Raw genomic sequence first — 25,278 nt, forward strand, 5'->3', positions numbered from 1 at the left:
GGGGCGGATGAGGTGAACGGTGGGCGAGCGAAAAGCCGGTGTACGGGCCGTGGCGATCAGCTGTGTACTGCTGCTCGGGGGATGCGCCGGCACCGGGAACACCGGCGCCGCGCGACACGAACCCGTGACCGTCGCCAAGGCCCCGGCCCAACTCCCCGTCCCCCGCGGCAAGGGCGGCAAGGCCGCCGACGACTTCAACGGCGACGGCCATCGCGACCTGGTCCTCAATGACCTCGTCAAGAGCCCGGACGATGCCCACGGCGACGACGCGGGCATCGGGATCGTCTACGGAACCGGAACCGGAACCGGACATGGACTCGCGCCCGGCGCACGGCAGTTGCTGAACCCGGCGCGCCAAGCAGCCCGTACGAAGGGCCGGTCGCCCGCCGTCTTCGACGCGGAGGCGAGCTGCGACCTGAACAGGGACGGCTTCACCGATCTCGTCGTGTCGACGGACCCGCCGTACGACGGGCAGGGCCGGCCCCCCGTCCCCCTCCAGATCCTCTTCGGCTCCCCGGCCGGCCTCACCGGCAGGGCGGTCGAGCTGGTCATACCGGCGGCGGCCCGCGCCGGCAACGACTGGCCCGACCAGCCCGTGTGCGGCGACTTCGACGGCGACGGCGCCGAGGACCTGGTCGTGCACGCCTCGGACGGCCGACTCAGCTATCTGCGCGGCCCGTTCACCAGGAAGGGCGCCCCGCGCGCGGCGGGCAGGCCCCTCCCCTCACCCGGCGCCGTGCCGACCGGCCCCGCCCTCGACGTGAACCGCGACGGCTACGACGACCTTCTCGTCCGTACGGCGGAAGGCCCCGCCACGTCCGCGCTCGTCCTCGGCGGCCCGGCCGGCCCCACCCGCACCGGCACCGCCCTGCCGAGCGGCATCGACGTCGCCCTCGGCCGCTTCGGCAGGGGCCGCGCCCTCGACGCGGCGGTCGGCTCGATGGACGGAACGTATCTGCGCTACGACCTCCCCACCGCCGTACGCGACAGCATCAGCACCCCCGGTTCGGTGCTGGACGCCGGGGACTTCGACGGGGACGGCGTGAGCGAACTCGTCTCCAGCGGAGCGGAGTTGCGGATCCTGCGGGGTCGTACGACCGGACTGTCCGCGACGGGGATGGTGACCGTGCCGCCACCGGGCCGGGGCACCACCCGGGTCCTGACCGTCGCCGACTTCACGGGGGACGGGCGGGCGGACCTGGTCGTGCGGACGTACGACGGGGAGACGAAGGACACGGTCGCGGTGTACGCGGGCAGCAAGGAGGCGCTGGTGACGGCGAAGCCGACGGTCACGTTCTCCACGTCCGAGTTCCTGGGAACCTCCTGAACCGTCAAGACCGCCAACCTCATTGGCCCCGGAACTGGCCCCGGAACCGGCCCCGGAAAATAATCAAACTCACGTACAACCCTCAGCCCCCCATCAAGGTCTTCTGTTCGCTGACCAGCCTCCGAACCCCGGGCCAACTCCCGGTGAACATGGGCGGTCCGCACCCCATTGACTGGGAATGCCCGCCAGGCATCCCCGCATGCCGCAGGAGACCCCCGCATGCACAAGCAGTACCGGCAGTACCCGCAGCACCGTACGAACGCCAAGACGCACGCCATGCGACTCGCCCTCGCGACGGCCACCGCGGCCGCGCTGACGGGCGGTCTGCTCACCTTCTCCGCCGCGACGGCGACCGCCGCGGACTCCACGAAGGTCCCGCAGGCCGACTTCAACGGCGACGGAATCGGCGATGTCGCCTTCTCCGCCTCCGGCGCCTATGTGAGCGGCCAGAAGACCGCCGGCCAGCTCGTCGTCCTCTACGGCACCCACAGCGGCGTGTCCGGCGCCAAGCGCTCCACGCTCAGCCAGAACACCGCCGGGGTCCCCGGCACCGCCGAGGCCGGGGACGCCTTCGGCGCCGACACGGCGTACGCGGACTTCAACGGCGACGGTTACGACGACCTCGCCGTGTCCTCTCCGCACGAGAAGTTCGGCAACGACACCGACGCCGGTGGCCTCGCCGTCCTCTGGGGCTCCCCGAGCGGCCTCACCGGCAAGGGTGTGGCCATCGCCGACCCGGCCGGCTCCTCGCACGACTACTGGGGCAAGACCCTCGCCGCGGGCGACTTCGACGGCGACGGCAAGGCCGACCTGGCCGTCGGCAACTCCTCCAGCACGATCTACGTCTATCGGGGCGGCATCACCTCCACCGGCGCGGCCGGCCTCGCCCGCACCACGATCAAGCCCCCGATCCAGTCCGGCGGCACCGCCCTCGGCCCACGGAACCTCACCGCCGGTGACATCAACGGCGACGGCCGCACCGACCTGGTGGTCGACGGCTTCGAGACCAGGACCGACTACGGCTGGAACACGAACTACTACGTGCCCGGCACCGCGAGCGGCCTGAACGTCTCCGCCGCCAAGGCCCTCAAGCCCGGCATCATCACCGCCATCGGCGACATCAACAACGACGGCTTCGGCGACATCGTCAGCGGCGCGTCCTGGGACAACAAGACCGAGGACGGCACGACCATCCCGGACTCCGCGCTCGGCGGAAAGGTGAACATCACCTACGGCTCCGCGTCCGGCCCCGCCGCCACCACCGGAATCACCCAGAACACCGGCAGCGTGCCCGGCAGCTCCGAGAAGGCCGACAACTTCGGCTACGAGCTGGACCTCGGCGACATCAACGGCGACGGCTACCAGGACCTGGTCGTCAGCGCCGCGTACGAGGACCTGAGCGGTGTCGCGGACGCCGGCATGGTCACCGTCCTGTACGGCTCCGCGCAGGGCGTCAACACCTCCTCGGGTGCCCAGGCCTTCGCCCAGAGCACTCCGGGCGTCCCCGGCAACGACGAGAAGTCCGACCTCTTCGGCCTGGACACGAAGCTCGACGACGTCAACGGCGACGGCAAGGCCGACCTCCTCGTGGGCTCCTACGAGAACGGTGGCGACGGCAGCGTCACCTACCTGCCCTCCAACGGGTCCAAGATCACCACGACCGGCTCCCGCGCCATCTGGCCGGCCGACGCGGGCGTCTCGACGACGGGCACACCGGCGTTCGGCGCCAACTTCGCGGACTGAGTCCAGCCGCCCTTCAGCCGGGCCCGAACCCACGGGCCCGGCTTCCGCCCTCCCGCGAAACCCGGGGCCGTGCCCCCGTAGGGGAGACCCGTGCTCCGCCCCTTAGGGGATGTCACAGCTCGGACCCAAACCCCCCTCCGATGGCCCGCACTCCGCACGTCACACTGCGGGACCAGGTACGTTCGATTACGTGGCTGGATTCAGGATCGGACGCGGCCGGGACGACCGAGCCCCGCAAGCGCGACCGCAACAACACCGACCGTCGTACGGACAGCAGGCTCCACAGGGAGGCCAGCAGCCGTACGGCTACCCGCCCGCGCCCTCGCAGCAGCAGCCGTACGGGGGTCAGCAGTACGGCGGCGGGCAGCAGTACGGCGGCGGACAGGCGGGCGGACAGCCCGGCTGGCCCCAGGCGCACGGCGGCGGCGTCGGCGGTCACGGCGAGCCCGAGTACTTCGGCGACGGTCACCCGCAGCAGGGCCCTGACCCGTACGCGGCGAACAGCCCTGGTCACACCCAGGCCTTCTCGGTCGGCGAGGACCCCTACACCCAGGGCGGGACCTACCGTGCCGGCCAGGCGGCGGCCCCGCCGGTCGGCCCCCGTCTGCACTGGAAGGACCTGCTGAGGGGCATCGTCACGGCCCCCAACCAGACCTTCCTGCAGATGCGCGACTACACGATGTGGGCCCCGGCCCTGATCGTGACGTTCCTCTACGGTCTGCTGGCCGTCTTCGGCTTCGACGGCGCCCGCAAGGACGCCATCAACGCCACCCTCTCCAACGCCGTCCCGATCGTCCTGACGACGGCCGTGGCGATCGTCATCAGCACGTTCATCCTGGGCGTGGTCACCCACACCCTGGCCCGCCAGCTCGGCGGCGACGGGGCATGGCAGCCCACGGTCGGCCTCTCCATGCTGATCATGTCCATCACGGACACCCCGCGCCTGATCGTCGCCATGTTCTTCGGCGGCGACGCGTCCTTCGTACAGCTCCTCGGCTGGGCGACCTGGGTCGCGGCGGGCGCCCTGCTGACCCTCATGGTCAGCAAGTCCCACGACCTCCCGTGGCCGAAGGCACTGGCCGCGTCGGCGATCCAGCTGATCGCGATCCTGTCGATCATCAAGCTGGGCACGTTCTAGCGAGGACGCGCGGTACGCGGCGTGCGGTCGAGTAGGTACGAGAGGGCCCCCGGCGACGCCTGATCGGCGAACCTCACAAAGCCCACGGACACCAAAAAGACCACGGGCATCGGGCACCCGAACGGCCCCCGACCGACTCACCTGGTCAGGGGCCGTTCAGCGTGGGCCGGCGGCGAGGCGGCGGATTTCGCGTGACGAATTCAAGGTGCCGGACTGCTTCACCGACCGCCGCTGGCCTCGATCTGGATCCTCGTCAGCGCAAACAGGATCAGGAGGTCGAGCGTCATCACGAAGATGGACCACGCCGGATAGTACGGAACGAACATGAACTGGGTGATCAGGCTGACCCCTGCCACCGCTGCGCCGGCCCCGCGACCCCAGCTCTGGTTCGTCAAAACCCCCAGGCCGGCGATGACGAGTGCCACTCCGATCGCAAGGTGAATCCAGCCCCAAGTTGTCAGGTCGAACCGGTAGGCGTACCTGGACGCGGAGAACAAGGTGTCCTGTGCGATGCCGGATGCGCCCATAAGGATGCTGAGCGGCCCGCTGAGCATCATCGCGGCCCCAGCGAACATGGCCGCGCCGTTGATCGTTTCGCTGCCGTCGGGCCCCCCGCGCCCCCGCCGTGTCCTGTTCGGCACCGTTGTCATGGCCGCAGCCTCCCTGTCCAGCGCGGTCACCGACGCACACTGTCCGTGCGTGGTCAGTCACGCTCCCCTGACAGCATCACCGCAATCCTTCGGCACCGCGACTGCAACCCGCGTCACCATCACGGCATTGCCGCAGGCGCCGCAAAGGGGGGACGCCTATCCCGTCTCCACCAGCTTCCGCCCGTCGCGTCCGGCGATAATCAGCCATGAGCAGATGCGCCGAGGTCATCGTGTTGGCCAGCGAGGCAGAAGAGATCATGGAACCGCTGACCCGGCGGGACGACAACCGCGAGTGGTCTGGCCAGTTCACCGATATCGGGCAGGGCATGTTCGGCGGCTGGGCCATCGAGTTCGCGCGACGGATCAGATGGATCGGGCTCCTGGAACACCTGGAGTCGCAGCCTTGGCCATCCCCGCACTCGGTACAAGTACTGATCCACGACGAGGAGGACGACGGTTTCGGCCTGTGGATGATGCACGATGGCCGACTTGTGGAGGTGCCGCTGCCGCGCACCAGCCGCTACTTCTGGCGGGACCACTACACGGGCGAGGTCGATCCGGACTCCCCCGGGATTCTGATGCGCACGGACAGGTCCGGTGGCTCACCCGAAGGGGACTGACCGCTCGACCAGCCGGTCGCGTCCGACGTGGCTTCTCCCCCATGCCCCAACCGTCAGGAAGAGGCAGATCAGAGCGCTTCTCCAGATGGCGTGATCGGCTCGCCCGCCTTACGTACTACAGGCAAAACACTCCAGGGGAAGTTGATCCAGTCGTCCGTCCGCTTCCACACGTACTCGCACTTCACCAGCGAGTGGGACTTCTCATAGATCACGGCGCTGCGGACCTCGGCGACGGTGTCGACGCAGAAGTCGTGCACGAGCTTGAGCGTCTTGCCGGTGTCGGCGACGTCGTCGGTGATCAGGATCTTCTTGTCGGAGAAGTCGATGGCGTTCGGGACGGGAGCGAGCATGACGGGCATGTCGAGCGTCGTACCCACACCGGTGTAGAACTCCACGTTGACCAGGTGGATGTTCTTGCAGTCGAGGGCGTACGCCAGTCCACCCGCGACGAATACACCCCCGCGGGCGATGCTGAGCACTATGTCGGGCTGGTACCCGTCGTCGGCGATGGTCTGGGCGAGCTCACGGACCGCGACCCCGAACCGCTCGTAGGTGAGGTTCTCCCGCCCGTCGGGCACGCTCATGTCCGCGCTCTCCCCGCTCCCGCTCACACCTGGGTCCGATGGAAGTTGAGGAAGGACCGGGAGGCGGTCGGCCCGCGCTGACCCTGGTAGCGGGAGCCGTACCGGTCGCTGCCGTACGGGAACTCGGCCGGCGAGCTCAGCCGGAACATGCACAGCTGCCCGATCTTCATGCCCGGCCAGAGCTTGATCGGAAGCGTCGCGAGATTGGACAGCTCCAGGGTCACGTGCCCGGAGAAGCCGGGGTCGATGAACCCGGCGGTGGAGTGCGTGACGAGCCCCAGCCGCCCGAGCGAACTCTTGCCCTCCAGCCGCGAGGCGAGGTCCACGGGAAGCGAGATCACCTCGTACGTGCTGGCGAGCACGAACTCCCCGGGGTGCAGGATGAACGGCTCGTCCCCCTCGGGCTCGACGAGCCGAGTCAGATCGGCCTGCTCGACGGAGGGGTCGATGTGTGGATAACGGTGATTCTCGAACACCCGGAAGTAGCGGTCGAGCCGCACGTCGATGCTCGAGGGCTGCACCATGTATTCGTCGTACGGGTCGATGCGCACCCGACCGGCGTCGATCTCGGCCCGGATGTCCTTGTCTGAGAGAAGCACGCCCCGAGGATACGCGGGGACTGTCAGCATTTCGCACAGTCCCCGCGACCCAGGTCCTACCGCTGGTCCTACTGCTGAGTCCTACCGCTTCTCGAGCGTGACCGGAACGACGCTCCGGAGCCGCGCACAACGCGGACACCGGACCAATCGACCGGGGCCGAGTCGCTCGGCCTGCTGCATCGGGAACGAAGCGGTGCTGAACACGTGCCCCTCGGCACAACGGACGACGGTGCGCTCCATCAAGTCCTCAGAGTCCCTTCCCCAAGAGCCGCGTCTGACTGACGACGAAAGCCACATTACGGGATCAAAGGGATGGCCCTCCAAGCGGCACTCCGGTCCCGCCCAGACCCTCTTCCACCCCTCCACCGTACGCCCCAACTCCGGCCCCCCGCACCCACATCCACCCTCCCGAAACGCACACCGGCCCCTCGGCTTCAGCGCCAGGGACCGGGCATGAGGTAGAGTGAGCGAGCATTCGACACCGGATGGTCGGCGTCTTACGCGGGTGTAGTTTAGTGGTAGAACATCAGCTTCCCAAGCTGAGAGTGCGAGTTCGATTCTCGTCACCCGCTCCAGAAAATGCCCCCAGGTCAGCGGCCTGGGGGTTGTTTGTTGCCTAGTCCAATTCGGGGGTGGCGTGCCCTCTGTTTGCCCTCGACGCGCCGCGCCTTGCGGCGGGCGCGCTCACCTGCATCAAGACTGGGCGACAGAGCCACGCGCTCGATACGGATCAGCACGCCCGCATGGAGTTCACCCCGACCGACAGCGGGCTGTGACCGCACGAGCCGCGCGGCATCCTGACCGCCTCCGCGATGCGTATGCATGCGCAACCGCACCGACCGGCCGAGCCGACCTGCACGCCGGAGCCGGTCTCCGTACAGGCCGATCGTCCGTCGAGACGGATCCGGCCCCTGCACCCGTTTGGCGTCGTGGCCGGCGAAGTGCACGACGTCTGTTTCGGCGCACACCACCCACAGCCCCAAGGTTTCCCGCAGCTCTTCGGTCTCCGCCCTGGCCCTGCGTCGCGCCTACATCCACCCCGCGTCGTGCGACCGCGCTGCGGCGAGCTGTTCCTCTGTGAGGATCGACGGGTCCGGCCTGCTCACCACCGCCCAGTGCCTCTTGACGGGGCAACGGGCGTAACGCGAGGAGGGAGTGAGGCGCAGGGATTTGAAGCCGACGAACGGTATCCATGTGGCCGTGTAGAGGTGTCCCGCCGCGCACTGCACGATCGACTTGCTGGGCATGCGTCTCCACTCCTTGGTGCCTCAGACGGTCCTGACCTTGAAGCAGCTGCCGTTGCGCGGACCGAGGCGCGCCGTCACCCGCGGCTGCGTGCCCGCACCGTCGTCCACCATCAACTCCTCGGTTCCTACGCCGAGCCGGGCCGCGCGCTGGCCCTTGTAGCGGAAGAACACGGCGATTTCGTGAGCTCCCGCCTCGACCGGGACCTCCGTCGTGCCCCACCTCGCGGGCCACTCGACGCCGTCGATCTCCACCACCGGCCTCGTGAAGGCGCGATGGAAGGGCAGCGCCACCAGCGACGGACGGATGTCAACGAGGACCTTCACCATCACGAAATCCTTGCCTAGTAGCGTAGTTGCGTCGAGTTACTGCCTCACGTCGACGGGCCTCATGCCGACGACGACAGCACCGACTCCGGGCGGAAACCCTTCGCGATTCCGATCAGACTGCTCGTCGTGATCAGTACGGTCACCCCGCCCGCGTACAACAGCAGCCTTGTCGGACCCAGGGGATCCAAGGCGATGGCCATCGCCAGCAGGGCGCCGAAGCCAGGCAGCATCGCGGCCAGGCTGACCAGGCCGCCGCCGTTGCCCGCGAGGGCGCCGGCACCGGGCTGCGACAGGCGCGGAAAGAGCAGGTTGAGCAGCAGCGCGAGGGCCGCGCCTGCCCAAGTCGCCAGGAGCGGGAGCACGAGGGCGAGCGTCAGATAGCCGGCGTCCAGCGCGAGAGTGTCGTGGTGCAGAACGCTGGACAGAGCCAGAGCGAGGGCTCCGAGCGCGCTCATCACCGCCCACTGGCCCGTCGTGACGACAAGTACGTAGCCCAGCAGCCCACCCGCGATGCTCGCCGGGTTGTACGGGGCGCCGAGCATCGCCTCGAGCGCACCGACCCCCGCCTCCGCGCCCACCACGTTGCGCACCGCGAGCCCCGCGCCGACCGTGCCGTGCAGGGCTACGACGCCGGGCATCAGAACGAGTAGCAGCCCGGCTGCGACTGTGTCCCCGTGCGCCCCGTACTGCACGCCGAGCTGGGCGCTGCTGGCCGCGCCGTTCATGTCCGAGTCGTCGGACAGAAGCGGCAGGGCGACCACGGAGGCGACCGTCAGCGCGAAAGGCAGGAAAACCGTGGCGAAGTTCCGCAGCCGCTCCCGTCTCATCCGCCACAGGAGCGCGGACGCCAGGATCCTGGCCCGGGTCACGTCGAAGGGGACGCTACGTCGCGTCACGGGATGTGCCTTCCCTCTGCAGTTGCTGGTAGACGTCCTCCAGCGGGTTCCGGGCGGGTACTACCTCTCGTACACCGATGCCTTCCCTCACCAGGTCGGCCACCAGCGCCTCTGCCGCCCGCTCGTCGGGCACCTCCACGACTACGGCGCCCTGCTGCTCCTCGTAGCGGTGTCCCAACCGGTCGAGGACTGACGGCACGTCGCCGGAACCCCGGATGCGCAGCCGGTAGGCGCTGCCGAGCAGAGCGGTGCGCAGGGCGGCCGGTTCGCCCCGGCCGACGATACGTCCCTCCTGCAGCACCGTCACGTCGTCGGCGAAGCGGTTGGCGTCGGCGAGGGCGTGCGTGGAGACGACAACCGTGTGCCCTTCGTCCGCCAACATCCGCAGATGGTCGATGAACTGGTTCGTCGTACTCGGATCGAGGCCTGACATCGGCTCGTCCAGGAGCAGGAACGGCGACCGTCCCAGGAACGCCTTCGCCAGACCCGCCCGCTGGTTCTGGCCGCGGCTGAGGCTCCCGATGCGCCGGTCCGCGAGGTCGGTGAGGCCGAGCAGGTCCAGGACCTCCGAGATCCGCTCCTCGGAAGAACCCGGTGACAGGCCGAGGACGCGTGCCCAGTACCGCAGGTTGTCCACGACGCTCAGACGCGGTGCGAGTGCCGAGCGGTGCGTGGCCAGGGCGATCAGGGACTTGGTCTCCGTGTGCGCGTGCGGATCGGTGCCGTTCACCAGGACGGTGCCCTCGAAGGGCGCGAGAATCCCGGCGAGTACACGGAACGCCGTTGTCTTGCCGGCGCCGTTCGGGCCGAGCAGTACGTGGATTCCCGCGTCGTATTCGAGATTGACATCCCGGAGCACCGGACGCTCACGGTAACCCGCGGAGACATTCAGGACTTCCAGCTTGGCCACCGGTTCAACGTAGCACTGCCGGTGACCGGTCAACTGACGTGTCATCCATGCCCTTTTCAGCAGCGAGTTGTCCGTCGGAGGTCGCGAACGGCAACGTACGCAGCGGCATCGACGCGACGACCGAACAGCCGATCATGACGAGGGCGAAGCTCCACAGGCCCATCAGCAGGATGATCGAGCCGTGCAGCAGGATGTCGAGCACCAGGCCCACCTTGCGCCAGCGGTCGGAGCCCAGGATGCAGACGGCGATGAGGAGTTCCACGACGAGCGCGCCCCAGGTCATGCCAACGACGACCACCGCGTACTTGGAGACTGAGAGCAGCGGCCCGCCCCAGGGACCCGCGACGCCGAACATGTTGTCACGCAAGAAGTAGTACTCCGCCGTGCCGTTGGCCCAGTCGGCGACGCCGAACTTGCTGATGGCGGTGTCGAGATAGATGTACGCGAGCTGCAGTCTGACCGCCCAGAAGGCGGCGTAGGCGATCGCGTGCCCGGACGGGCGCAACTGCTTCGTCGGGCGGCTCCACTGCCACGTCCGGTTGTCCGTCAGGACGATCGGCAGCATGAGCAGGGACATGATCATGCCGACGGATTCGCCGCCGTCCGGCACGGTGATGCTCACCGCGATCGAGTAGATGGCCCACAGCTGCGGGATCGCCGTCCAGCGCGGCCGGTATCCGATGGCGGCCACCAGGAGCACGGCGACCAGGATCCAACGGGCGTACTCCGCATGGGAGGTGCCACCCACCAGGCAGTACGCGGACGCTGCGCGCACTCCCCCGCAACGCGCGCCGTCACTGACGGTCAGAACCGGGGTGAGCAGCGCTTTCGACGGGGTGATGAGCACAACCGTCAGCTCGGCCAAGCAGATGAGCGAGCGACCCACGCCGAACCAACACGAGCGGAAGTCGAAAGTGGAGAGCCGGAGTTGGAGCCGGTCGGACTGCTCTTCGGCGAGGGCGGAGAGGGCGGTACGGGCGGCTACGAGCATGAGACATCCAGGTGGGCGATTCTGGTGACGCGCCGGTCGTACGTCACCAGGTTCCGATACGACCAGGGCACGACGCGTTCCTGAGTGATGAAGGAGTCCCCGCAGACGGTCCTTACGGGGTTGCGGTTCTTGACCTTCTCGGCGGGGCGTGCGGCAGCTTCGTGCAGACAGATCTGCAAACTGCCCGCGCACGGCTGCCATTGCGTCACCGATGTATTGATGTACGCAATCTCGGGACCCTGGGCACGCTGACTACGGTCGAGTCCGAAGAAGTTCGAAGGGCTGCCCTGCGGGGTCTTCAGAAGATTCTCCGAGCGCTTTCCATCAAAGGCGTACGTGCCGATCTGGACACCCTCTGGATCCTTGGTGAAAAAAGCCCAGACCTCCGGGGTGACGTCGTTGAAATACTGGCGTGCGCCTTTGGAATGGCGGCTGCTGAGCGCGTTGCTCGGCAGCGTGTAGAAGAGCGAGACGAGAAGATAGGCGACCATGGCCGTCAGCGTGGTCGCAAAGATGTACAACTGCCGCCTTGCGACAGGCGTCGACATGCGCGGTTTTCCCTTCCCTCTGTAATGGACGGAACACTTCCAGACGTACTGATGCCTCTGTGCGGGGGTGGTCTGCCGCGCCGCGGTCGCGGCAGACCACCCCCGCGGAGAGAGATCAGAGAGCGGAAGTGACCGCCGCGACGAAGTCGTTCTCGTCGAGTTGATCCGACTGCTTCAGATCGAAGCCGTAGCTGGCCGCGGCCGGGGCTATCACCACGACCACGACGACCTCGGCGCCCGCGGCGACATTGGTGCCCACGGCGACGTTGATGCCGGCCGCAACGTTCGCCACGGTCACGATGTTGGACTTGGTCCACACCCAGCCATTGGGGCGCGCGATGTCGGCACTGTTGGGGGTCTTGGCCTTGCTGTCCGAGGCGATGGCCGCCTTGAGGCCGTCGTTCAGCGCGACCATGCCCTGCTGCACTACGAACGGGTCCTTGGACTGGACGGCCTTCGTCACCTTGGTGTGGAAAGCCGGGGCGACCTGATGCAGCTTCGCCATCAGGTACGACAGCTGCGCGGGTGTCACCGAGGCGTCGGAACGGCGGCTGCGAATCTGCGCTGCCAGCTCCGGGTGATCCTTTGCGGCCTTGCCCTGACCGAAGACCAAAAAGGCGACCACGTCGCTGTCCGAGTAGCCCTGCGCCGACTTAACCGCGGCGGCCGGGGCGGTGCGCGGCGCCTGGGCGTCCGCCGACGCGGTGCCGGCGACGCCGGTCACCATGGTGGCGGTGAGCACGGCGCCGATCAGCGGCTTATTCAATCTCATGATGGAACTTCCCCTGTTCGCCGAATGGATTTCCGAGAATTCCCGTGGACTTACGGGAGCTGAGGATTCCTCAAGCGATTCAGAGGTTATTCGGACGCCCATTCCACGGCAAGGAATGCCCAACCAGGGGTTGGCACAGTGGATTTATTGCACAGCGTCAGGAACTGCTTTCCAGCGTGCGCGCGACATGGAGCCACGCCTCGGCATAATCCCGTGCGATACGCGCGACGGCATCGGCGCGATGGGCGGGGACGTCACGGACGAGTTTCTGCCACTCGGAGGGTCCTGCCGGATGAATGCTCAGCAGCCGAAGGAATCTGCGCCCCGCTTCGGAGTGCCGCACGGAGGGATCGCGCCGCAGGCTGTCGAGCAAGGCGGGGCTTCCAAGGAAGCTGGAGCCACCGGAACCGCCGACGTCGTCACCGCGCGGCAGGGAGCCGCCCGCAGCACCACCGCCCCGCAGCCTCGGCGGCAGCAACTCCTGCCCTTGAAGGAACCGTCGACGTACATCGCTCGCCGTCGCCACGGACGTCCCCGCGCGCCGGGCGAGCTCACGCAACGAGATATGCGGGTCCTGTGCCAGCAATTCGCCCGCGCGTAGACGTCCTTCGGCAGGATGCAGCGGTCGCGCGCGACCGTCGAGGCCCACCCGCTTGTTCGACTGTGTCCCATCCGCGGTCGAACACCCCCGAAGGGCCGCCACGTTCTTGGTTGACAGGCAGGTCACCGAAGCGATGCGCCGATCGGACCAGTGCGGGTTCGAGGCGATGATACGCCGCGCGGCCGCGGTCCTGTCGGCGAGCGAAAGTGGTTTGCCGTGCGCGGAGTTGAGCTGGACGGCGAGCAGGAAGGCCTGCTCCTCGCCGCCGTCGAAGTACCGGACCTCGACGTCGCTCTCCCCCCGTAGCTTCGCCGCCCCGATCCGATGAACCCCGTCGAGCACCCTCATGGTCGGGCGGTGTACGACGACGGGCGGCAGGGGTACGTCGAGTGCGGCGAGCGCCCTCACGTGTCGGTCGTCCGCGCCCGACGTGCGCGGAGAACTCACCTCGGAAAGCTGTCCGATGGGCACTCGCTCCACCGCCCGTTCGAGCACTCCTCCTATGTCTTCTGGAGTTACCGGACCAACCGCTCCCATCACGGTCTCCGGATTCACCGACCTTGCCGACACCACAGCATCCTCTCCCCCGTGAGTGGAGCCAACCGATAGCTCCACCCGGAGGTCATCCGTCGACTCAGGTGGAGAGAGCAACGGGCCGGAGTTTCACCACAGTTGAGATCATCGCGCATCAGGACCCTAGACCACAGGTTGCCCTGGTTCAACTGATATGAACTCGCTACACTCTGCTCACATTCACGGCAGTGGAAAAGACGGGAACGGGGCACTCGCCGACGCCGCAGACAGAGGAGACATCATGTCCCAGGGGGCGGATCGCGGTCTGGCGGGCAAACTCAACGAACTCTTTGCGAACGTACGGCCCGACGTGAGCCGCGAATACAGCAACGAGCAGGTCGCGGCAGCCATCAGGGGCACCGGCGTCACCATCTCGCAAAGCTATATCTGGCAGCTGCGCAGGGGCCTGAAGACCAATCCGACGCTCAAACACCTGGAAGCGCTGGCCGGTTTCTTCGGCGTGCCCACTGCCTACTTCCTCGATACGGAAGCAAACAACCGCATCACCGAGCAGCTGGAGCTCCTGGCCGAAACGCAGGCACGGCTCGCCGATCCCTCGCCGGAGAGCGACGTCAAGTTGATGGCGATGCGGGCCGGCCAGCTCTCCGCCGAGCGCCGCAAACAAGTCATGGACCTTCTCGACGTCGTCTACCGCCTCGAACAGGCGGAGCAGCAGGACACTCCATGACCTGGAGGACGCCGGTCCCGCACGTGACATGAACGACACCCACCTGGAATCAGACGCAGAAGCAACCGCTCATAGGGATGCTGATATCGGGTATGACGCGACGGCCGTGAACCACGCGGAACCGTGGGCTGCCTGGAAAAACCCTCTGGTTATCCCCACCTGACTCGTGCCGCCCGACCGGCAGCGCGGAGGTCAGACTCACGAGAGGACGCCTTTGAACGAGCGCAGGCTGCGCCGGCGCTGCAGACGGGAGCTTCAGTCCCTCGGCATCGAACCGCCGTTACGGGTGGATGTGCTGTGCCGACGTCTCGGAGAGCGCCGCGGACGGCCCATCCGTCTCATGCCCTACCCGCTACCCATCCCCGGCCCGTTCGGTATCTGGATCGCGGCCGGTTCGGCGGACTACATCTTCTACCAGTGTGAGACCAGCAAGGTCCACCAGGACCACATAGTCCTGCACGAGGTCGGGCACATCTTGGCGGACCACCAGGGCACAGTGTCCGGCGACGAGATCTGGCAGCAGCTGATGCCCGACATCTCCGTCGGCGTCATCAAGAAGGCACTCGGACGTACCTCGTACGACGAAGAGCATGAGCGCGAAGCCGAGTTGGTCGCCACGATCATCCTCGAATGGGCCTCCGTACTCGACGGCCTGAGCTCGTCCCCGTCCATGGATCCTTCAGTCGACCGCGTGCAGGCCGCCCTCGGCGATCGACAGGGCTGGCAGTGATCGGACTGGCACTGTTCGTCGGCATGATGTTCGTCCTGATCTTGGGCTGGAAGATCCGCCAGCTCGCCACGTCACTGCGCGACGCCCCGTTGCGTGCCGTGACGCTGTGTCTGGCGAGCGCGGCCGCCTCCTTCGGACTCGCGCTGCCGCCCACCGCGAAGGTGATCCGTTCCGTCGGCGGCCCCGGAGCGCCGCGGCTGGTGCAGAACGCCTTCGCGTTCGGCATGCTCTTCTGGCTCATGTGCTTCTACCTGTACTCCGCGACGGACCCACAGAGAGGACGCATACGCGCCCGTTGGGAAGCACTCCCCCTGGGACTCACCATTCTGGGCACCACACTGGCGACGTTCGCCGCCGCCGGACACGACACGGGCGGCAGCTATGACAGCGTCGACATGCGCGTCTCCGCCTTCGCAGCCTTCTATCTCCTGGCCGACCTGTATATGGTCTACGCCCTGACCATGGCGCTGCGTTGGACCTGGCGTTACGCGCGAGTGTCACCGCGCCCCCTGTCCGTCGGTCTGTGGCTGATGGCGTCCGCCCTCGGAGGCATCGCCGCGGTGAGCGCGATCCGGGCGGCGCTGACCCTGGTCCGCTGGCACGGAGGGACGGTCACCCCGACCGTCACCCGGGTTTCCGGCCACATCATCGGCGTGGCGATAACCCTGTTCCTCATCGGAGCCGGCTACCCGGCCGCCCGCGCCCGCCTGTCGGTCATGCGTCTACGGCGGCAGCGATTCGGTATGTACCACCGCTTGCATCCGCTGTGGAGCCTGCTGCACGAGGCATACCCGCAGGATGCTCTCCATCAGAACCGCCTCACGTCATGGAGCCTTCTGCACCGGTCGCGTGAAGTCGACCGCCACTACTACCGCCGCGCCATCGAGTGCCGCGACGGGCTGGTACGCATCAGCCCTTACCTCAGGCAGGCGGAGGTGACGGCTGCGGACCTCTCCTGGTCGTCGGCCGATCTCCTGGCGGACCAGTTGTGTTCCGCCCTCAAGGCCCAGGCGGAAGACCTGGAAGCGCCATACAGCGGCGCCGCCGTGGCGGCACCACAGGCACAGGGCCTGGACGCGGACGTACGGCAGCTCGTCAGGCTGTCGGACGCGCTGAGCCGCCGCTCCTCACACTCTGCCAAACAGGACGAGCACAAAGCACACCACGGGAGTCGGCATAACTGATCTTCTCATCACCGCCGGACACATGCTGCTCGGCCCCGATGAAGAGCACGTGGAGAACGCCACGGTCCTCATCGTCTGCGACACCATTGCCGGTGCCTTCCGACGCGCGGATGCCCAGGCACAGACCGAACACGGCCACCCAGAGGCGCCCGTCACGTCTACGAGCCGACGGCGTGCCCACAGCGTGCCCTTAAGACTGGAAAACCACGGTGAACAGCGGTGCGATCCCAAGCCCCTGGCCACTACGATCACGGTTCTGGCACGAATCCGGCACGCGACACCTGATCACCACGGACAGCAAAAAGGCCCGGGTCTCTGACCTGGGCCTTTGTCATGGAGCGGGTGACGAGAATCGAACTCGCACTCTCAGCTTGGGAAGCGACGGCGTTCGCCGAGCTGGATAGGTTCTGACCTGCACGCATGTGCTCTGGTGGTCATCGCCATGGTCTTCAAGCATGTCGAGTCCGCCCAGGCCCGCTGGAGGGCGATCACCGGAGGCCACCTGGTGCCGCCGGTCCGGACAGGCACCGGGTTCCGGACCGGTGTCCTGGTCGAGCGACAAGACCAGGCCGCATGAACCGCCACGACGCTCCACGCGAGGAGCCCGGCAGCGTCGTGGTCGAGAGAGTCCGACCGGCAGGGCAGTCGAACCCCCTTCCTTACCCGTCTTTTACGAGGGAACGAGGGAGGGCACAAAGAACGCCGACGAAGAACGCCAGTTCCGCGAGTTCGTGGCGGCGCGGTCGGGACCGCTGCTGCACACGGCCTACCTGCTGGCCGCGGACTGGGAGCAGGCTCGCGACCTGCTCCAGACCGCGCTTGCCTCTACCGCTCGGCGTTGGTCGTGCCTGCGCGACCGGCAGCAGCCGGAATCTATGTGCGGCGGGCGATCTACCACGCCCAGGTGGACCGACGTGCGCGACCGTGAGACACGACCCGGCGATCGCCTGAGAAAGGCCGGTCACGGCGGCACATCCCCTCTGCGCTATGGTGGCTCGCTTTTCGCTTACACCTAGGGGGGTTTGATGCGGAGAACCACAGTGGCCGCGAGCGTCGCCGCCGTACTCGTACCGCTTCTCCTGACCGGCGCTTCGACAGCGTCGGCCGCGGCCAAGGGGTCGCTCACCGTCAGGACGTTGGACCGGAGCGGCAAGGCCGTCTACGCCCAGGTGGCGGTCTACAACACGAAGACGAACGACTTCCGCTACATCGACAGCAACAAGAAGACGTCGCTGCAAACGGGCAGTTACGAGCTCGTCACGTCCTTCGTCGGAGGCAACAGCGAGGATGCCGTCGTCGGCGGTCACAGTGTGAAGGTCTCCGGGGCCACGACAAGCACGTTCGACGGCAGGAAGGGGCGTGCGGTCAAGGTCTCGCTCAGTCCCAACCCGGGCAGCGGATACGACCACACGGTCACCGCCGCCGTCTGCGCCACCGACAACGGCCCCGCCAACATGAGCATTTCGGCGGCGGCCGGGGACCTGTACGTCATCCCGAACAGCAGCAAGGCATACGGGCTGTCCTACGGCACCACGTACGAGCCGCGGTCGACGAGCGGCGGGGACTTCTGGCTGGCGTCCGCCACGCACAGCCGTGGCGTGCCATCCGGGGTGTCCGCGACGCTCAAGAAGTCCGGGCTGACCACCCTCAAGGTGTCCGCGCGTTCCGGCGCGGACAGCGGACAGGCACGGTTCTCGTTCAACGGCGAGTCGACGGACGGCAACGCCTGCTCGTCGTCCACGAACATCCTCGACTTCCAGCGTGACCTGCCCAACTCCTTCAGCGTCCATGTCCCGTCCGGCCAGTGGGATGTGGGCCAGCAGAGCCACGACTTCATCTACGACGGGTTCCACAAGTACGCGGCAGGCAAGACGACCTCACTGACCCTCGGCCACGCGGTCTGGGGGCCGGGCGGGCAGCTGCCGTACACCTGGTACCACCAGCTGTACTTGGGCGGCGACAACCCGTTCGCCGACCCCGAGTTCACGGGGGGCGGGGTCCTGGCCTCCGGCATCATGAAGCTGACCCACGCGGGCAAGACGCTCTACTCGCACAAGTACACCCCCTCGCAGGAGATCGACCCGCATCCGCGGATCCCCGAGAAGGGCTGGTACACGGTCACTGAAACCGCCCAACGCAGCGGCCTGCCGTCCGGCTCGCTGTCGACGTCCTCCAGCCTCTCCCTGCACTTCTACGCAGACCCGAGCAAGAACCAACAAGTCCGGGACTACATCACCCGGTTCTGGCCCGAGGCGCTGAACTCCAGGAACCAGGCGGCCGCAGGGTCGACCACGACCGTCGACCTGGGCATGCAACGCCTCGGCACGGGCGACAGCACGATCGGCCGGTTGTCGGACAGTGTGAAGTCCGTGCGCGCCTGGTACACCACCGACAACGGCGCTCACTGGCAGGCCGCCACCGCGAAGCTGTCCGGCGGCAAGTGGGCCGTCGCCGTCCACAACCCTGCCTCCGGCAACATCGGCCTGCGCTCGACGGTCACCGACACCCACGGCGACAGCTCGACGACAACGGTGTACAACGCCTACGCGGTGAGCTGAGGGCCGCCGGACCTGCCGCTGTCACACCGGCGGCCTGCCCAAGGGGGTTTCCGGACAGGCCGTCGGCCGGCGTTTGCGGCACCGCAGCGCCGGAGCCGTCGAACTCGTGGTGGCCGCCACGGCCGAGCTGCAGGGACTGACCCTCCTGCACCCCGACCGGGACTTCGAGTGCATCGCCGCCGTCACCGGCCAGGCGCTCCTGCGGTACGGCCCCGAAGCCGGCAAGTGAGCTGGGTCGAGCGCTGTTCCGAGGAGGCGCGAGAGCCGCCCCCGTAGCAGGGTCGCACGTCAACGGAAGGCGTACGCACGCGCGACGGTCCCCCGAGCCGGACGTCCCCACCAGCCGAGTTAAGCGCAGAGCCCGTTCGCGCACAGGCTCTGCCGACCGTTCTTCAAAGCCGTGCCCACAGCGTGCCCGTAAGGGCGGACAACCACGGTCAATGGCGGTGCGACCGGGTCCGCGCAACACCGTTGGCACGATGGATCAACGCCGGTCAGAAGCCATGCAGCCGCGCAAGCGCCGTCGCTTCCCAAGTTGAGAGTGCGAGTTCGATTCTCGTCACCCGCTCCATGATGAAGCCCCAGGTCAGCAGCCTGGGGCTGGTATGTCGGCTCCGGCGGGCCACCCCGGTTGGACACGTGCGAGTGCCGGGGGGGAGGAGGACGGACGGGATCGGGCCGAGCGGCTCGGGTTCGCCCGCTGCTCGCTCGGTTGTCCGGGAAACACCCCGGGATTGTCCTTGATCGGTAACGGACGCATCCCGTGGCCGCCGCTCTTCGTCCTGTCAGTTGGTCGCGAGGTGACCAAGGAATCGGCGAGGAACTGCGGGAAAGCGGGGCGGACATGGCGCGGCACGGCGGCAACCAGGGCTGGTACGGCAAAGTGCTCGGCGCGGCGCTCGGGGTGGCGTTGCTCGCCGCCGGTGCCTCGATGTGGGCCGCGCAGGCCGAGGCCGTGGGCGGTTCGTCGCCGAAGGCGACCGCGTCGGCCGCGCCGGGCAGTGGCGTCAAGGCGGTCGCGGTGACCATCGCGCATGCCTCGGACAAGGGGCCGCGCGGCGTCAACATCACCATCGACGACGGCCCCGACCCCGTATGGACCCCTCAAGTTCTCGACGTGCTGCGGGAGTACGGGGTGAAGGCCACGTTCTGCATGGTCGGGACGCAGGCGCAGGCCCACCCGGACCTCGTGAAGAAGGTGGTGGCTGCCGGGCACCGGCTGTGCGACCACTCGGTGTCGCACGACACCACCATGGACAAGAAGTCCCAGGCCTACCAGTCGCAGCAGATCCTCGACGCCGAACGCATGATCACCGAGGCGTCCGGGGGCGTACGGCCGATGTACTACCGGGCGCCCGGCGGGGCGTTCACCCCGTACAGCCGCACGCTCGCCGCCTCCCGTGGCATGCGCCCGCTGGGCTGGAACGTGGACACCAAGGACTTCGAGCGGCCTGGTACGGACGCCATCGTCGCCACCGTCGAGCGGGAGTTGCCGGGCGGGCCAACACTCCTCTTCCACGACGCGGGAGGCGATCGCGCCCAGACCGTCGAGGCCCTGCGCCGTATCCTCCCCCGACTCAAGGAGCAGGGCTACTCCTTCGGCTTCCCGGTGCGCTGAAATGTCAGTGCGTGGAAGCTGTCGAGGGCCGAGGCCTGGGCGTAAGTGACGCCGTCGGACGTCAGCTTGTAGGCATAGGCCGCGCGGAAGTCGTTGCCCGTGTGGCCCGCGGTGTCACCGAAGGCACTCGGCTCGTAGAGCGAGATCCTCCCGAAGGACCGCTGTGAGCCGATCGACTGGCCTCGCACCGGCTGGAGCGCGACCGCACCCCTCCTTGCGTAGTGCGTACGGGGTGGGCGGGTTCAGGGGGCGGTGAAGCCGCCGTCCAGGAGCAGGGTGCCGTCGCGGGAGCGTTCGCTCGCCGGGCGGAACCGATACCCGCATCCGCCGCCCCTGTCCAGGAAGCCGGAGCTCACGGCCCTGGGGAACGCACTGCCACAGGTACTGACAGGGCTCCCCATGTCTGCTGGGGTTCTGCGGTACCGCCCTGTGACGTGGGCCGCCTCGGGTCCAGCCGACATCCACACGTGGCGCGTCGGTGTCGGTACCGGTTCAGCCGCTGAGGGCGGCGTAGACCTTGGTGATGTCGAACATGTTGTGGACCGAGACGAACTTCCCCGACGCGATGTCGATGGTGAAGATCGAGGTCGCGGGCAGCGCGAGACGATTCACCGCTGAGCCCGTGTCGACGGAGAAGGTCGGCAGGGCGGTGGACACCACGGTCAGGGTCGAGGCGGACCGCTCAGGCGCCAGATTCACCGGTACGACGTCACCCATCAGCGGGGTGGTCCAGATGTCGATCATCGTGTGCTTGACGGAGACGATGCGGAAGAACCCTGCCGTGAACTCCTTGATGGCCTCGGTGGTCACGATGGGGTCGTCGGCGTTGAACTGCAGCGTCGTGGTCGGCGCATCGAGGTAGGTGTCGGCGACGCGGGCGGCGTCCCTGGAGTCGACGGCGTCGTAGTACGCCTGGACGATCCGGACGAGGTCGGCGCCGGGGGTCGCGGTCTGGGTGGTCATTTTCGGTTCGCTTTCTTGTGGTGCTGAAGTGGGCGCCGGCCCCGCCGGGCGACAGGCGTCTCGGCGGGGGTGGCCGGCGGGTCAGGGAAGGAGGACGACCTTGCCCCTGTTGTGGCCGGCCTCGATCTCGGCGTGAGCCTTGGCGGCCTCGCTGAGGGGGAAGGTGCGCCACACCGGCACCTCCAGCCTGCCGCCGGCGACGAGGTCGGCGAGCAGGGGCAGGGCCTGCGGGAACCGGTCGGCCGGGTCGAGTCCGGTGATGCGCACACCGTGCTCGGCGAAGGTCAGGTCGGCGATGGTGAGGACCCGCGCGGCATCACCGGTCAGGGCGACGGAGTCGGCGAGGACACCCACACCGGCGGTGTCGAGCACGTGATCCACCTCCGAAACGGCGGCCCGGACCCGCTCGGCCCAGCCCTCGCCGTAGCGGACCGCAGTGGCCCCGAGCTTGCGCACGCGGTCGAGGTCGTGCTCGCCGGCGGTGCCGACCACGGTGACACCGCGGGCGACGGCCAGCTGCACCGCGACAGCGCCGACGGCGCCGCCCGCGGCGTGGACCAGCAGGGTCTGCCCGGGCGAGATGCCGAGGTGTTCGAGCGCCCGGTAGGCGGTCTCACCGACCGTGATCATGGCCGCCGCGGTCTCGAAGGACAGTTCCTTGGGCTTGGCGAACGGCCGGTCCAGCAGGACGTACTCGCTGTAGCCGCCGAAATGAACCGACCCGAAGACCTCGTCACCGCGCGAGAAACCGGTGCCCTCGCCCGCCTCGTCGACCACCCCGGCGACGTCCTGGCCGGGGAACACCGGGAACTCGACCGGCATGACCCTCGCCATCCCGCCGGAGCGGACCCTGAGGTCGATGGGGTTGACGGCGGCGGCACGGACCCGGACGCGGACCTGGCCCGGACCGGGCCGCGGCGTCGGGACGTCGGACAGGGTCAGCACGTCGGGCGCGCCGTACGCGGAGTAGGTGATCGCAACAGACATCAAAAGCTCCTGGAAACGAAGGGGATGCCATCCCCATCACTGAATCATTCAGCATGTGTGATTACTTCCGGTGTATCACACAGGGCGTATGATTAACAAGCGGGACCACCGGAACGACAGTGGTGACCCGGACATCCTGAGAGGTACGACATGACTGCACAGCTCGGCGGCACCATCACCCCGGTCGACGGCCTGACCCTGACCCGCGTCGGCTACGGCGCCATGCAACTGGCCGGGCCGAACGCATTCGGCCCGCCGAAGGACCGCACCCGGGCGCTCGCGGTGCTCCGCGCGGCGGTAGAGGCGGGCATCACGCACATCGACACCTCCGACTACTACGGACCCGTGGTCGTCAACGAGCTCATCCGGGAGGCCCTGCACCCCTACCCCGAGGAGCTGCACATCGTCACCAAGGTCGGCGCCCGCCGCGGAGCCGACGGCAGCTGGATGCTGTCCCGGCACCCCGAGGACCTGAAGGCGCAGGTCTACGACAACCTCCGCAACCTCGGCCTGGAGGCCCTGGACGTCGTCAACCTGCGGCTGGGTGACGCGGACGCCCCGAACGACGACTTGCTGGCCGAGCAGTTCGGCGCGCTGGCCGAGCTGCGCGAGCGGGGGCTGATCCGCCATCTGGGGCTGAGCACGGTGACCGCCGCACAGCTCGACGAGGCCCTGGCGATCGCACCCGTGGTGAGCGTGCAGAACCTGTACAACCTGGCCAACCGGCAGGACGACGCCCTGGTGGAGCGCACGGCGGCCGCGAACATCGCCTTCGTGCCCTACTTCCCACTCGGCGGCTTCACCCCGCTGCAGTCCGAGACGCTGGCAAAGGTCGCCGCCCGGCTGGTGACCTCGCCCCAGCAGGTGGCGCTGGCCTGGCTGCTGCGCCGTTCGCCGAACATCGCCCTCATCCCCGGCACCTCCTCCCCCGGGCACCTGAAGGAGAACATCGCCGCCACGAGCATGGTCCTGCCGGACGACGCGGTCGCCGAGCTGGACGGCATCGCGGGCTGAACCGGCCCGGCCCGGTACCCCCGGGCCTGCGAGGCGGACACGGGGAAGGAGCCGCACATGGCAGCGAAGGGCCGACTGCGGACGTATCGCGGCAAGCCCGACTTCGAGCGGACCCGTGAGTTGTCGGGGCAGGAGCGCCGGGCCGTTGGGGCGAGCCCCGTGCGTGGCGCGGATCCACGACGCGAGCCGGATGCGCTTCGACCTCCGGCTCGTCGAATCGCTGCCGTGGGGCCCGTGATCCCGGCCCCGCTGCCGGGGCGGCGGGCCACTCGCATACTCAAGGAGCTGAAATGGCGAACGAGTTGAACCACATCATCGTCCATTGCCGCAACCGGCGGCAGTCCGCCGCGTTCCTGGCCGACCTGATGGCTGCCCCCACCCCCGTCGACTGGGGTCGATTCACCCAGGTGGCCACGTCGAACAACGTCGGCATCGACTTCGCCGACGACCTGGTCCCCCATGACCGCATCAACGAGAGCCACGTCGCCTTCCTCGTGACCGACGAGGAGTTCGACGCGGTCCTGGCGCGCCTGAAGAAGAACTCCATCCCGTTCTGGCCGAACCCCGCCAGGTCCGTCGAGGGCGAGATCAACCACGGTTACGGCGGTCGTGGCCTCTACACCCTCGACCCCGGGGGCACGGTCCTGGCCGAGTTCATGACCACGCCTTACGGCGACACCCCATGAGGCGGGCGCGGCATCCACGCCACGTACCCGTCGCGGATGCCGCCCACGCCTGCCACTTCGGCTCCGCCAGGCCCTGCTGGAGGAGCAGGGTCTCACGCGGGCCGGCGTGACCTGGACGAGATGGAGCGTCTGTACCGGTGCCTGCCGCTTCGCGGCAGCTTCGTGAGCACCGGGGTCGCCGGGAGGCGGGGTGGCCCGGTGGTGGTCGCGTGCGCCTGTGCTCAGGTCTCGGTCGGGGCGTGTGGCTGAGGCGCGCTGCCTGCGCGTTCCAGGGTGGTGAGCCACTGGGTGACGACGGCGTTGACGAAGGTGTCGGTGACCTGGCCGCGGTCGAGGAGGAGCCGGGCGAGGACGGGCCCGTAGAGCATGGTGAACTCGTCGTCGCTGATCCGGACTCCCGAGGGTTCCAGCAGCGTGTTCAGGGCCGCGTGCCGGTCCTGGATGAGACGGGAGAGGGCCTGGGCACTGTCGGAGTCGTGGTCGGCGTGGGCGGTGACGGCGAGGACGGCGGTGCGGGTCGCAGGATCGCTGGTGCCGCTGCGCAGACTTCTGAGCCACGCGGTGGCCACGGCGCGCACATCGCTGCCCGGCTCGGGGTAGTCGCCGAAGTCAGGCCCTTCGAGGATGAGGTCGAGAAGCAGAGCGGCACGACTGGGCCAGTGCCGGTAGACCGTCTGGCGGGTGACCTCGGCCCGCTCCGCCAGCAGGGCGTAGCTCAGTCCGGTCGGCCCGACCTCGGGCAAGAGCTCCCGCGCGATGGTCATGATGCGGGCGCGGGTGCGCTGGACACGCGGGTTGCTCAGGGTCGGCCGACGGCGGTGGACGGGCGTCGAGGACATGAAGTCACCCTAACCCAACAATCATACACATCGTGCGATAAGTACTCGCGAGATGTCGGACTTCGATCACGCGCGCTACGCGCGGTGTCCCCGGGGCGGCCTCTGCGCGGCCGGGGCGACCGGGGAGGTCGGACCCGCCATCGGGGTGGGCCGCGTGAGCGATGCGTGAGCGCAAGGCCGCGGACACGCCGTCCAGCACGACAGGGAACACCATGCCGCGCACGGCGCTGATCAGCGAGAACAGCACCACACGGCAAGGCCCATAACTCCCGACAAGGATTCGATCCCACTCCTGAAGCGGGTGTCGAGGCGGGAACTCTGCCAAGGCATGCGAGGAAGGGAGCACAGGAGGATCTTCAGCGCCTCCGCACCGGGCCGGCTGCTCCACTTAGAGATCATCTCAATTGGTGGGTTGGGTAGTCTGTCGGTGTGCTGATGGTGGAGCGTCTGGTGCCGGACGGGTTGTGGGAGTTGTTCCAGCGTGT

27 protein-coding genes, 1 tRNA gene and 2 pseudogenes are annotated in these 25,278 nt (G+C 68.1%); 15 read left to right on the forward strand and 15 right to left on the reverse strand.

Translation table 11 applies throughout. The features are described 5' to 3' along the window. The first annotated feature begins 19 nt into the window (after positions 1–19). The 3 genes from ACZ7M2_RS44725 to ACZ7M2_RS44735 all read left to right on the forward strand — a co-directional run bounded on the left by ACZ7M2_RS44725 (position 20) and on the right by ACZ7M2_RS44735 (position 4,208). Positions 20–1,327: an FG-GAP repeat domain-containing protein gene (locus ACZ7M2_RS44725; protein ID WP_471600178.1), complete on the forward strand. Its 1,308-nt coding sequence runs from the start codon at positions 20–22 to the stop codon at positions 1,325–1,327. A 219-nt stretch (positions 1,328–1,546) separates the two neighbouring features. Next, a complete protein-coding gene (locus tag ACZ7M2_RS44730; protein ID WP_471600179.1) occupies positions 1,547–3,070 on the forward strand; it encodes an FG-GAP and VCBS repeat-containing protein in 1,524 nt (507 codons plus the stop codon). 109 nt (positions 3,071–3,179) lie between these two features. Then, positions 3,180–4,208, forward strand: coding sequence for a Yip1 family protein (locus tag ACZ7M2_RS44735; RefSeq protein WP_471600180.1), 1,029 nt, complete (start codon positions 3,180–3,182; stop codon positions 4,206–4,208). A gap of 218 nt (positions 4,209–4,426) precedes the next feature. Here the strand turns inward: ACZ7M2_RS44735 and ACZ7M2_RS44740 are convergent, their stop codons facing one another. Next, a complete protein-coding gene (locus ACZ7M2_RS44740; RefSeq protein ID WP_471600181.1) occupies positions 4,427–4,888 on the reverse strand; it encodes a DUF7144 family membrane protein in 462 nt (153 codons plus the stop codon). Between the two features lie 176 nt (positions 4,889–5,064). Between ACZ7M2_RS44740 and ACZ7M2_RS44745 the strand changes: the two genes are divergently transcribed. Continuing rightward, positions 5,065–5,478 (forward strand): hypothetical protein, encoded by a 414-nt coding sequence (locus ACZ7M2_RS44745; protein ID WP_471600182.1) that lies wholly within the window; start codon positions 5,065–5,067, stop codon positions 5,476–5,478. 68 nt (positions 5,479–5,546) lie between these two features. Here the strand turns inward: ACZ7M2_RS44745 and ACZ7M2_RS44750 are convergent, their stop codons facing one another. Together ACZ7M2_RS44750 and dcd are read right to left on the reverse strand one after the other, a co-directional pair. After that, positions 5,547–6,062, reverse strand: coding sequence for a phosphoribosyltransferase (locus ACZ7M2_RS44750; protein ID WP_470049833.1), 516 nt, complete (start codon positions 6,060–6,062; stop codon positions 5,547–5,549). Positions 6,063–6,085: 23 nt separating this feature from the next. After that, a complete protein-coding gene (gene dcd / locus ACZ7M2_RS44755; protein ID WP_471600183.1) occupies positions 6,086–6,661 on the reverse strand; it encodes a dCTP deaminase in 576 nt (191 codons plus the stop codon). 501 nt (positions 6,662–7,162) lie between these two features. On the opposite strand from dcd, the gene ACZ7M2_RS44760 reads away from it, so the two are divergent. Continuing rightward, positions 7,163–7,236, forward strand: a tRNA-Gly gene (locus tag ACZ7M2_RS44760). Between the two features lie 453 nt (positions 7,237–7,689). Here ACZ7M2_RS44760 and ACZ7M2_RS44765 read toward each other — a convergent pair. From ACZ7M2_RS44765 to ACZ7M2_RS44800, 8 genes are all read right to left on the reverse strand, one after another. Beyond that, on the reverse strand, positions 7,690–7,908 hold the full coding sequence (locus ACZ7M2_RS44765) for a hypothetical protein (RefSeq protein WP_471600184.1): 219 nt from the start codon (positions 7,906–7,908) through the stop codon (positions 7,690–7,692). 21 nt (positions 7,909–7,929) lie between these two features. Then, positions 7,930–8,235 carry a hypothetical protein gene (locus ACZ7M2_RS44770; RefSeq protein ID WP_471600185.1) on the reverse strand — a complete coding sequence of 102 codons (306 nt, stop codon included), beginning with the start codon at positions 8,233–8,235 and terminating at the stop codon, positions 7,930–7,932. Between the two features lie 59 nt (positions 8,236–8,294). After that, entirely contained in the window at positions 8,295–9,131 is an 837-nt protein-coding gene (locus ACZ7M2_RS44775) for a hypothetical protein (RefSeq protein WP_471600186.1), read from the reverse strand. Then, a complete protein-coding gene (locus ACZ7M2_RS44780; RefSeq protein ID WP_471600187.1) occupies positions 9,118–10,041 on the reverse strand; it encodes an ABC transporter ATP-binding protein in 924 nt (307 codons plus the stop codon). Before ACZ7M2_RS44780 ends, ACZ7M2_RS44775 begins: the two co-directional genes overlap by 14 nt. 4 nt (positions 10,042–10,045) lie before the next feature. Continuing rightward, positions 10,046–11,032: a sporulation-delaying protein SdpB family protein gene (locus tag ACZ7M2_RS44785; RefSeq protein WP_471600188.1), complete on the reverse strand. Its 987-nt coding sequence runs from the start codon at positions 11,030–11,032 to the stop codon at positions 10,046–10,048. Then, complete coding sequence (locus ACZ7M2_RS44790; RefSeq protein ID WP_471600189.1) at positions 11,023–11,580, reverse strand: SdpA family antimicrobial peptide system protein; 558 nt, start codon at positions 11,578–11,580, stop codon at positions 11,023–11,025. Before ACZ7M2_RS44790 ends, ACZ7M2_RS44785 begins: the two co-directional genes overlap by 10 nt. Positions 11,581–11,695: 115 nt before the next feature. Then, entirely contained in the window at positions 11,696–12,322 is a 627-nt protein-coding gene (locus tag ACZ7M2_RS44795) for a sporulation delaying protein family toxin (protein ID WP_471600190.1), read from the reverse strand. Between the two features lie 187 nt (positions 12,323–12,509). After that, positions 12,510–13,301, reverse strand: a complete 792-nt coding sequence (locus ACZ7M2_RS44800) for a hypothetical protein (RefSeq protein WP_471600191.1) — start codon at positions 13,299–13,301, stop codon at positions 12,510–12,512. Between the two features lie 466 nt (positions 13,302–13,767). Here ACZ7M2_RS44800 and ACZ7M2_RS44805 point away from each other — a divergent pair, with 466 nt between their 5' ends. From ACZ7M2_RS44805 to ACZ7M2_RS44840, 8 genes and pseudogenes are all read left to right on the forward strand, one after another. Next, the gene (locus ACZ7M2_RS44805) at positions 13,768–14,214 is read left to right on the forward strand and encodes a helix-turn-helix domain-containing protein (RefSeq protein WP_471600192.1); all 447 of its coding nucleotides are present in this window, start codon (positions 13,768–13,770) and stop codon (positions 14,212–14,214) included. Between the two features lie 340 nt (positions 14,215–14,554). Beyond that, on the forward strand, positions 14,555–14,944 hold the full coding sequence (locus tag ACZ7M2_RS44810) for a hypothetical protein (RefSeq protein ID WP_471600193.1): 390 nt from the start codon (positions 14,555–14,557) through the stop codon (positions 14,942–14,944). Continuing rightward, the gene (locus ACZ7M2_RS44815; protein WP_471600194.1) at positions 14,941–16,128 is read left to right on the forward strand and encodes an MAB_1171c family putative transporter; all 1,188 of its coding nucleotides are present in this window, start codon (positions 14,941–14,943) and stop codon (positions 16,126–16,128) included. Before ACZ7M2_RS44810 ends, ACZ7M2_RS44815 begins: the two co-directional genes overlap by 4 nt. A 22-nt stretch (positions 16,129–16,150) precedes the next feature. Continuing rightward, on the forward strand, positions 16,151–16,447 hold the full coding sequence (locus ACZ7M2_RS44820; protein ID WP_471600195.1) for a hypothetical protein: 297 nt from the start codon (positions 16,151–16,153) through the stop codon (positions 16,445–16,447). Between the two features lie 117 nt (positions 16,448–16,564). Next, a pseudogene (locus ACZ7M2_RS44825) lies at positions 16,565–16,705 on the forward strand (IS256 family transposase); the annotation flags it as partial. 448 nt (positions 16,706–17,153) lie between these two features. Further along, a complete protein-coding gene (locus ACZ7M2_RS44830) occupies positions 17,154–18,686 on the forward strand; it encodes a hypothetical protein (RefSeq protein ID WP_471600196.1) in 1,533 nt (510 codons plus the stop codon). Positions 18,687–18,756: 70 nt separating this feature from the next. Continuing rightward, positions 18,757–18,915, forward strand: a pseudogene (locus ACZ7M2_RS44835) (PIN domain nuclease); the annotation flags it as partial. A 615-nt stretch (positions 18,916–19,530) separates the two neighbouring features. Beyond that, entirely contained in the window at positions 19,531–20,304 is a 774-nt protein-coding gene (locus tag ACZ7M2_RS44840) for a polysaccharide deacetylase family protein (protein ID WP_471600211.1), read from the forward strand. On the opposite strand, the gene ACZ7M2_RS44845 is transcribed toward ACZ7M2_RS44840, so the two are convergent. The 3 genes from ACZ7M2_RS44845 to ACZ7M2_RS44855 all read right to left on the reverse strand — a co-directional run bounded on the left by ACZ7M2_RS44845 (position 20,277) and on the right by ACZ7M2_RS44855 (position 22,254). Continuing rightward, positions 20,277–20,492, reverse strand: a complete 216-nt coding sequence (locus ACZ7M2_RS44845) for a hypothetical protein (protein ID WP_471600197.1) — start codon at positions 20,490–20,492, stop codon at positions 20,277–20,279. The two genes, ACZ7M2_RS44840 and ACZ7M2_RS44845, sit on opposite strands and share 28 nt — an antisense overlap. A 304-nt stretch (positions 20,493–20,796) precedes the next feature. Then, positions 20,797–21,267, reverse strand: a complete 471-nt coding sequence (locus ACZ7M2_RS44850; RefSeq protein WP_471600198.1) for a ketosteroid isomerase family protein — start codon at positions 21,265–21,267, stop codon at positions 20,797–20,799. An 81-nt stretch (positions 21,268–21,348) separates the two neighbouring features. Further along, positions 21,349–22,254, reverse strand: coding sequence for an NADP-dependent oxidoreductase (locus ACZ7M2_RS44855; protein ID WP_471600199.1), 906 nt, complete (start codon positions 22,252–22,254; stop codon positions 21,349–21,351). A gap of 150 nt (positions 22,255–22,404) precedes the next feature. Between ACZ7M2_RS44855 and ACZ7M2_RS44860 the strand changes: the two genes are divergently transcribed. Together ACZ7M2_RS44860 and ACZ7M2_RS44865 are read left to right on the forward strand one after the other, a co-directional pair. Continuing rightward, positions 22,405–23,268, forward strand: a complete 864-nt coding sequence (locus tag ACZ7M2_RS44860) for an oxidoreductase (RefSeq protein ID WP_471600200.1) — start codon at positions 22,405–22,407, stop codon at positions 23,266–23,268. Between the two features lie 290 nt (positions 23,269–23,558). Next, complete coding sequence (locus ACZ7M2_RS44865) at positions 23,559–23,954, forward strand: VOC family protein (protein ID WP_471600201.1); 396 nt, start codon at positions 23,559–23,561, stop codon at positions 23,952–23,954. 221 nt (positions 23,955–24,175) lie between these two features. Here the strand turns inward: ACZ7M2_RS44865 and ACZ7M2_RS44870 are convergent, their stop codons facing one another. Continuing rightward, the gene (locus tag ACZ7M2_RS44870; protein WP_471600202.1) at positions 24,176–24,793 is read right to left on the reverse strand and encodes a TetR/AcrR family transcriptional regulator; all 618 of its coding nucleotides are present in this window, start codon (positions 24,791–24,793) and stop codon (positions 24,176–24,178) included. Positions 24,794–25,278: the final 485 nt, after the last annotated feature.

The organism is Streptomyces sp. NPDC111507, assembly GCF_055638955.1.

Excerpts from the sequence above, each read along its gene's own strand:
- ACZ7M2_RS44870 (WP_471600202.1), bottom strand. The coding sequence starts at position 24,793 with ATGTCCTCGACGCCCGTCCACCGCCGTCGGCCGACCCTGAGCAACCCG.
- ACZ7M2_RS44830 (WP_471600196.1), top strand. The coding sequence starts at position 17,154 with ATGCGGAGAACCACAGTGGCCGCGAGCGTCGCCGCCGTACTCGTACCG.
- ACZ7M2_RS44855 (WP_471600199.1), bottom strand. The coding sequence starts at position 22,254 with ATGTCTGTTGCGATCACCTACTCCGCGTACGGCGCGCCCGACGTGCTG.
- ACZ7M2_RS44785 (WP_471600188.1), bottom strand. The coding sequence starts at position 11,032 with ATGCTCGTAGCCGCCCGTACCGCCCTCTCCGCCCTCGCCGAAGAGCAG.
- ACZ7M2_RS44730 (WP_471600179.1), top strand. The coding sequence starts at position 1,547 with ATGCACAAGCAGTACCGGCAGTACCCGCAGCACCGTACGAACGCCAAG.
- ACZ7M2_RS44770 (WP_471600185.1), bottom strand. The coding sequence starts at position 8,235 with ATGGTGAAGGTCCTCGTTGACATCCGTCCGTCGCTGGTGGCGCTGCCC.
- ACZ7M2_RS44800 (WP_471600191.1), bottom strand. The coding sequence starts at position 13,301 with ATGAGGGTGCTCGACGGGGTTCATCGGATCGGGGCGGCGAAGCTACGG.
- ACZ7M2_RS44840 (WP_471600211.1), top strand. The coding sequence starts at position 19,531 with ATGGCGCGGCACGGCGGCAACCAGGGCTGGTACGGCAAAGTGCTCGGC.
- ACZ7M2_RS44850 (WP_471600198.1), bottom strand. The coding sequence starts at position 21,267 with ATGACCACCCAGACCGCGACCCCCGGCGCCGACCTCGTCCGGATCGTC.
- ACZ7M2_RS44810 (WP_471600193.1), top strand. The coding sequence starts at position 14,555 with ATGCCCTACCCGCTACCCATCCCCGGCCCGTTCGGTATCTGGATCGCG.
- ACZ7M2_RS44735 (WP_471600180.1), top strand. The coding sequence starts at position 3,180 with ATGTCACAGCTCGGACCCAAACCCCCCTCCGATGGCCCGCACTCCGCA.
- ACZ7M2_RS44865 (WP_471600201.1), top strand. The coding sequence starts at position 23,559 with ATGGCGAACGAGTTGAACCACATCATCGTCCATTGCCGCAACCGGCGG.
- ACZ7M2_RS44860 (WP_471600200.1), top strand. The coding sequence starts at position 22,405 with ATGACTGCACAGCTCGGCGGCACCATCACCCCGGTCGACGGCCTGACC.
- ACZ7M2_RS44750 (WP_470049833.1), bottom strand. The coding sequence starts at position 6,062 with ATGAGCGTGCCCGACGGGCGGGAGAACCTCACCTACGAGCGGTTCGGG.
- ACZ7M2_RS44805 (WP_471600192.1), top strand. The coding sequence starts at position 13,768 with ATGTCCCAGGGGGCGGATCGCGGTCTGGCGGGCAAACTCAACGAACTC.
- ACZ7M2_RS44820 (WP_471600195.1), top strand. The coding sequence starts at position 16,151 with ATGCTGCTCGGCCCCGATGAAGAGCACGTGGAGAACGCCACGGTCCTC.
- ACZ7M2_RS44765 (WP_471600184.1), bottom strand. The coding sequence starts at position 7,908 with ATGCCCAGCAAGTCGATCGTGCAGTGCGCGGCGGGACACCTCTACACG.
- ACZ7M2_RS44790 (WP_471600189.1), bottom strand. The coding sequence starts at position 11,580 with ATGTCGACGCCTGTCGCAAGGCGGCAGTTGTACATCTTTGCGACCACG.
- ACZ7M2_RS44745 (WP_471600182.1), top strand. The coding sequence starts at position 5,065 with ATGAGCAGATGCGCCGAGGTCATCGTGTTGGCCAGCGAGGCAGAAGAG.